This window comes from Flavobacterium sp., assembly GCF_040382755.1.
Lineage (GTDB): Bacteria > Bacteroidota > Bacteroidia > Flavobacteriales > Flavobacteriaceae > Flavobacterium.
Genome location: NZ_JBEIET010000107.1, coordinates 1 through 7011, shown reverse-complemented (window position 1 = coordinate 7011; position 7011 = coordinate 1). Strand labels below are relative to the sequence as shown.

Annotated in this window: 5 protein-coding genes; 2 read left to right on the top strand and 3 right to left on the bottom strand. The window is 33.9% G+C overall.

The genetic code is table 11. The annotated features are described in order from the left end of the window. Window positions 1-1790 (bottom strand): molecular chaperone DnaK (gene dnaK / locus ABWO04_RS09035; RefSeq protein ID WP_353079323.1); only part of this gene is annotated, 1790 nt, incomplete at its 3' end. Window positions 1791-2045: 255 nt separating this feature from the next. On the opposite strand from dnaK, the gene ABWO04_RS09030 reads away from it, so the two are divergent. Next, the gene (locus ABWO04_RS09030) at window positions 2046-3356 is read left to right on the top strand and encodes a DEAD/DEAH box helicase (RefSeq protein WP_353079321.1); all 1311 of its coding nucleotides are present in this window, start codon (window positions 2046-2048) and stop codon (window positions 3354-3356) included. A gap of 142 nt (window positions 3357-3498) precedes the next feature. Here ABWO04_RS09030 and ABWO04_RS09025 read toward each other — a convergent pair whose 3' ends face one another. Further along, on the bottom strand, window positions 3499-3993 hold the full coding sequence (locus ABWO04_RS09025) for a hypothetical protein (RefSeq protein WP_353079319.1): 495 nt from the start codon (window positions 3991-3993) through the stop codon (window positions 3499-3501). A gap of 327 nt (window positions 3994-4320) precedes the next feature. Between ABWO04_RS09025 and ABWO04_RS09020 the strand changes: the two genes are divergently transcribed. After that, window positions 4321-5739 (top strand): L-serine ammonia-lyase, encoded by a 1419-nt coding sequence (locus ABWO04_RS09020; protein ID WP_353079317.1) that lies wholly within the window; start codon window positions 4321-4323, stop codon window positions 5737-5739. A 66-nt stretch (window positions 5740-5805) separates the two neighbouring features. On the opposite strand, the gene ABWO04_RS09015 is transcribed toward ABWO04_RS09020, so the two are convergent. Beyond that, window positions 5806-6864 carry a porin gene (locus ABWO04_RS09015; protein WP_353079315.1) on the bottom strand — a complete coding sequence of 353 codons (1059 nt, stop codon included), beginning with the start codon at window positions 6862-6864 and terminating at the stop codon, window positions 5806-5808. Window positions 6865-7011 lie beyond the last annotated feature (147 nt).

Sequence of the window (7011 nt, the reverse complement as noted above, 5' to 3'; positions counted from 1 at the left end):
TACATTTCAGCAGATGCGTTTGTCCAAGCTGTATTGATTTTCTCTAAAGCAGGCGTAATTGCAGCAACATCTTTTGCTTCGTAAGCCATTTTTAATTCAATTAAAGCTAAGTTAATGGCTGTTTTGTTATCTTCTGATAATTTTTCACCAAATTCACCTAATTGTTTTTCCGTTTGGAAAATCATAGAATCTGCTTCATTTACTTTATCAGCTGTTTCTTTTGCAATTTTGTCTGATTCAGCATTTAATTCTGCATCTTTTTTCATTCTTTCGATTTCTTCAGCTGTTAAACCAGAAGATGCTTCGATACGAATATCGTGAGATTTTCCAGTTCCTTTATCAGTTGCAGAAACTTTAATGATACCATTAGCATCAATATCAAAAGTTACTTCAATTTGAGGAATACCTCTTGCTGCTGGTGGAATACCATCTAAATGGAAACGACCAATAGTTTTGTTATCTGCTGCCATTGTTCTTTCACCTTGAATAACGTGAATTTCAACACTTGGTTGGTTGTCTGCAGCCGTTGAGAAAACTTGAGATTTTTTTGTTGGGATAGTAGTGTTAGACTCAATTAATTTAGTCATTACATTACCCATAGTTTCGATACCTAATGATAAAGGCGTAACGTCTAATAACAATACATCTTTTACATCACCAGTTAAAACCCCACCTTGAATCGCTGCACCAATAGCAACAACTTCATCAGGATTAACGCCTTTTGATGGTTTTTTACCGAAGAATTTCTCCACTTGTTCTTGGATAACTGGGATACGAGTAGAACCTCCAACTAAGATAACTTCATCAATATCAGAAACTGATAAACCAGCATCTTTTAAAGCTTTAACAACTGGTTCCATTGAACGCTTGATTAAAGAATCAGCCAATTGTTCAAATTTAGCACGTGTTAATGTTTGTACTAAGTGTTTTGGTCCTGAAGCCGTAGCCGTAACGTATGGTAAGTTAATTTCTGTTTGAGCAGAAGCAGATAATTCAATCTTCGCTTTTTCAGCCGCTTCTTTTAAACGTTGTAAAGCTGTTGGGTCTTTTCTTAAATCTAAACCTTCAGCAGCATTAAAGTCGTTTGCTAACCAGTCGATAATTACTTGGTCAAAATCGTCTCCACCTAAGTGTGTATCTCCATTAGTAGATAATACTTCAAAAACACCATCTCCTAATTCTAAGATAGAGATATCAAAAGTACCACCACCTAAATCGAATACAGCAATTTTTTGATCCGTACCTTGTTTGTCTAATCCGTAAGCTAATGCCGCAGCAGTTGGCTCATTGATAATTCTCATTACTTTTAAACCTGCAATTTCACCAGCTTCTTTAGTCGCTTGACGTTGTGCATCGTTAAAATATGCAGGAACAGTAATTACTGCTTCTGAAACTGAATGACCTAAATAGTCTTCAGCAGTTTTTTTCATTTTTTGCAAAGTCATTGCAGATAATTCTTGTGGCGTATATAAACGTCCATCAATATCAACACGTGGTGTATCGTTATCACCTTTAACTACTTTGTAAGCAACAGTAGAAGCCTCTTTAGAACTTTCCGAGTACTTGTTACCCATAAATCTTTTGATAGATGCAATAGTTTTAGTTGGGTTAGTTACCGCTTGTCTTTTAGCAGCGTCTCCAATTTTAATTTCTCCACCTTCTACAAATGCAATTACAGATGGCGTTGTTCTTTTTCCTTCTGCATTAGCAATTACAACTGGTTCTCCACCTTCCATTACAGAAACACAAGAATTGGTTGTACCTAAATCGATTCCAATAATCTTACTCATTTTATTTAATTTTAAATTTTATTCGGTTTATTTTTTAAACTCTTTTTGGATAAGTCAAGTTTTGTGCCAATAATTATATAGGTATAAAATTGGCAGTATTTCTTTTGTATGGCAAAAATATCTGACATTGTGTCATTTCAATTTTTGCTAACGTGTTGGTAATCTGTCAGAAATCGTAGGTAATTTATAAATTAGGCAAATCAAAATTCTCTATTCCACATTCAAAGTTGTATCTTTGCCGTTCAAAATACAAATATGACATTTCAAGATTTACATTTACATAGAAATATACTTCAGGTTTTAGAAGAAGAAAAATATATTACGCCAACCCCAATTCAACAACAAGCCATACCTATTATATTAGAAGAGCACGATTTAGTGGGTTGTGCCCAAACAGGAACAGGTAAAACCGGCGCATTCGCCATTCCAATTTTAAATTATTTACATCCAATTGTAGGTTCAAAAACGAAACGTAAAGTAATTAGAACCTTAGTTTTAGCTCCTACACGTGAGTTGGCACACCAAATTCAAGATAGTTTTGCTACCTACGGAAAATATATGAATACCAAATCGATGGTAATTTATGGCGGTGTAAGTCAGGTGCCACAAGTGCAACAACTAAAAGACGGTGTGGACATCTTAATTGCTACTCCTGGTCGTTTTTTAGATTTAAATAAGCAAGGGTTTTTAGATATGGATAACCTACATCATTTGGTGATTGATGAAGCGGATCAAATGTTAGATATGGGTTTTATTAACGATGTTAAGAAAATCATTAAGTTAATTCCTGAAAACCGTCAAACATTATTGTTTTCTGCTACGATGCCGGTTGCGATTAGAGAGTTGGCCGACCAATTTTTGAAGAAACCTAAATACGTTTCGGTAGCGCCAATTTCAAGCACCGCAGAACGTGTGAACCAAAAAGTATATATGGTTCAGAAAGAAGACAAACGAAAATTACTGATTCATTTAATTGAAGAAGAAAAAATAAATAATGTGTTGGTTTTTGTACGAACCAAACACAGTGCTGATAATGTTGTGAAGGCCTTAAAGGTGAAAAATATTTCTGCCGAAGCCATTCACGGAAATAAATCTCAAAACAACAGAATTAAAACGTTAGACGGTTTTAAAAGTCAAGAGATTTCTGTTTTAGTGGCTACAGATATTGCCGCTCGTGGTATTGATATCGATTTGTTACCTTATGTGATTAATTTCGATTTGCCAAACATCCCAGAAACCTACGTACACCGTATTGGTAGAACGGGTAGAGCAGGTAATGAAGGTTTAGCGATTTCTTTTTGTGGAAAAGACGAATTGCCCTATTGGAAAGACATTGAAAAATTAACCCGTCAGCAAATTAAAGTCGTGAAAGAAAATCCGTATCCATATAGAGAATTTACGGAAGACGAATTAAAAAATAAAGAAACGGATACCCGAGGCGACAGAAGAAAACCTGCCAAACAAAAACAAAATAACGCACCAAAAGCGGCTAAATCTGCAAATTCAGAAAATTCAAATTCAAGAAAATCGGATGCCGCTAAAAAGAATAAGAAGCGTTGGTATTAGGAGGGTTAAAGGTTAAAGGTTTTGGGTATAAGGTGAATGGTATAGTTGGCTTCGAGAACCTCAGCCAACAATACAAGAAATAAATAAATTATTGATTTGTTGGCTGAGGCACTCGAAGCCAACAACATAAAAGGAATAAGTTTTATAGAATTTGTTCCTTTTTTTGTTTTAACAAATACAACATATAAAAATTAGAAAGTAGTAAAAGATAAAAGCCGATTTTTATTTGTCCAAATCTATCCAGCCAAACGAACATATTTGAAATAACTATTAAAATAACAAACGAAATATTTAAAACGTAAAACAAGTTTGTTTTTAATAATTGATTTTTGAAGATTCTAATTGTTCCAATAATTGAAGAAATAATTAGTAAGGATGAAAATATCATTGAGAAAATCAAAGCAATTTCTTCTTTTTTATATTTAATTTCTTCTTTTTTATTTTTAACGAATAGCTCATTAATTTGATAAGATAAATCAAATACATTTTCTGATTCTTCAGTAAAGTAGACTTTTAGTTCATTGGAATTATCTGCTTTAGCTCCTTCTTCAATTTTAGTAAATCCATCGCATTGTTTGATAAAAGGACAAAAAAGTAATAAAACTATAATAATAGAAACAAATCGTAGCTTTTTCATATATGTAAAATTTATTTATTAGTGGTCATATATGGTATCGCCTATTTATTTATAGGTTTTTGCTTTCGCAAACCTGTTGTTAATGGCGATTTCATAAGAATATATTTAATAAATTTTATGGTTTCAAATTTTATGCCAAAAAAATAATATAAGGCATTGTTGGCTTCGAGTGCCTCAGCCAACAATATAAAGGAAAATAATTTAAAGGTTTTGTTGGCTGAGGCACTCGAAGCCAACAAATAATCATTACATTTTTCAAATATTTTTACTTCCAACTTCGTACTTCCAACTTCAAATGCTATCTTTGCTACTATAACGATTTAGTATATGGAATGTATTTCAGTTTTTGATATGTTAAAAATAGGCGTAGGCCCTTCAAGTTCTCATACTTTAGGGCCTTGGCGTGCTGCTGAACAATTTTTAGCCGAATTACGAAATCAAAATATAATTGCTTCAGTACATCGCGTAAAAGTCGATTTGTATGGGTCGCTTTCTTTAACTGGAAAAGGGCACGCTACCGACTTAGCTGTGATGTTAGGATTAAGTGGTGCCAATCCGGAATATGTGCCAATTGATGCCATTTCATCAATTATTGAAGACATAAAAACGAATAATGAATTGCTTTTGGATAACGAATTCAAGATTCATTTTAACGTAGTTTCTGATATCTTTTTCAATAAGAATTTTTTACCCTTTCACGCTAATGGGATGGTGTTTACAGCGTATACAAATGATGCTGAATACAGTTCAACTTTTTATTCAATTGGTGGTGGCTTTGTAGTTAAGGAAGAGGATGATACAGATACAAATTCAGAGATTAAATGTGCCTTTCCATTCTTGGTGAATACAGGTGTAGAATTATTAGAATTTTGTCAAACAGAGCGTAAGACCATTTCTGATATTGTGTATGAAAATGAAAAATCAATGCGTACGGAAACAGAAATTCATTCTGAGTTAATGCGCATTTGGCATACTATGTTGGAATGTATGTATATTGGTGCCCACACAGACGGAACTTTGCCTGGTGGTTTAAATGTTAAAAGAAGAGCCTACGATATGCATACCAATTTAATTGGAATAGCCAATTACAATTCACCACAAGAATGGTTGCAATGCATTCGTCATACGGAAGTGAAATTCCGTCAAATATTAAAATGGGTGTCTTGTTTTGCCTTGGCAGTAAATGAAGTAAATGCTTCTTTAGGTCGAGTAGTAACCGCACCTACCAATGGAAGTGCAGGTGTTATTCCGGCTGTTTTAATGTATTATTTGGTGATTGAAAATCATCACGCTGGTGAAAAAGAAATCAAACAATTTTTAATGGTTGCTGGGCAAATAGGGAGTATCTTCAAAAAAGGAGCTACTATTTCCGCAGCTATGGGTGGTTGTCAAGCAGAAATAGGGGTTTCCTCTGCTATGGCAGCAGCAGCGTTATGCGAATTAATGGGTGGTACACCAGAACAAGTATTGGTAGCCGCTGAAATAGCTATGGAACATCACTTAGGAATGACGTGCGATCCAATAGGTGGTTTGGTGCAAGTACCTTGTATAGAACGCAATACTATGGGTGCTATAAAAGCCATAAATGCTGCCGAATTGGCTTTAGAAACCGATGCTAAAAACGTGTTGGTACCTTTAGATAAAGTAGTAGCCACCATGTGGGAAACCGCTAAAGATATGAACTCAAAATACAAAGAAACTTCTGAAGGTGGCTTAGCTATTGGAGTAGGATTGGCGGATTGTTAATTTTCATCACCAACACAGATTTTACTAATTATATTGATTTCTATAATCTGTGTTCCCATCTAAAATTTAAAACTCAAAACTCATTGTAGTGGTTACTGAAAAATTATCTTTTTTGGTATTGGTATCAAAAATGTTTTCAGTGGCGTGATACCATTTTCCTTCTGTTCTTATTTTAAACTTTGAATTGGGTAAAAAATCAAAATTTATTGAATTTCCAACCGTTTCAAAAGGAATTTGACTGGCTATTATAGCCTGTTTTTTATCTTGATAATATTCAATTCTATGTGCCATTTGCCATTTCGAATTGAACGAATATTGTGTAATTACAACCGGACTGTACCAAGTTGCTTTCTCCGTGTTTTGAGATGAAACATCTTGCATTCCATAATCGAAACCAAGAATAGAATGCCATTTTGTATTCCAAGTTTTGTCCCAATATAAATTACTAAAATAGCGCGTATTAAACTGATTAGCGTAGGCTTCTTTACCTATAAAAGTGCTCCAATTTAACGTGTTTTTGCTATTTGGTTTGTATATCAATTGTGTACCAAATGATGGTGCTAAATTGCTTTTTGCTTTTTCAATACGTTGCCAACCGTTGGTTAGTAATCCAGACAAACTCAACTTTTCATTAAATTGATGATTTAATTTCACACCCGTCATAAAATAAGGAGAATTTTCGGCAAGTATAGAACGTGTTGCGGTTAAATTAGCGTGAGTTATGGCAGATTCAAATCCAATATAACTGGGCATAATTCCCGCTTCTAAAGTGGTTGATTTGTTTTTATTTAAAAACACACCTACATACGCTTCGTTTAAGAATTTGGTTTTTTCGGCAGCGTAATTAGCTTTTACATACGTTCCTGATTGCACCGAAACTTTTGCGTACACGTTTTCATAACTAATTGAAGCTCTTAGTAATGCGATGTTTATATTAAAGTTGTTTTGTTTGTTGTAATTGTATAAAAAAGTTTGTTTGTCTTGTGTTTCTGGCGAATCAAAATCATAGGAATAGTAGGTGTCAATATAACCTGAAAGCACTATTTTTAATGTTTTTTTTGGATTTTCTTGTGCGAATGATAAGCTTATCATTGCCACAGATAAATAGGTAAAAAGACCTTTCATTTCGTATTATTTTCTTCGGGTATCAATTATATGCACAATTTTCCAACTGTTGTTTTCTAACAGCAAAGTAAAGGAATTTGTTCCAATATGACTTTGTTTTTCATTCACATAAAATTCGTAAGGTGTCCAAACGTTTGCCATAGTGCC

Bases quoted from the DNA above. Each gene is read 5' to 3' on its own strand.
- ABWO04_RS09030 (WP_353079321.1), top strand. From the start codon at position 2,046: ATGACATTTCAAGATTTACATTTACATAGAAATATACTTCAGGTTTTA.
- ABWO04_RS09025 (WP_353079319.1), bottom strand. From the start codon at position 3,993: ATGAAAAAGCTACGATTTGTTTCTATTATTATAGTTTTATTACTTTTT.
- ABWO04_RS09020 (WP_353079317.1), top strand. From the start codon at position 4,321: ATGGAATGTATTTCAGTTTTTGATATGTTAAAAATAGGCGTAGGCCCT.
- ABWO04_RS09015 (WP_353079315.1), bottom strand. From the start codon at position 6,864: ATGAAAGGTCTTTTTACCTATTTATCTGTGGCAATGATAAGCTTATCA.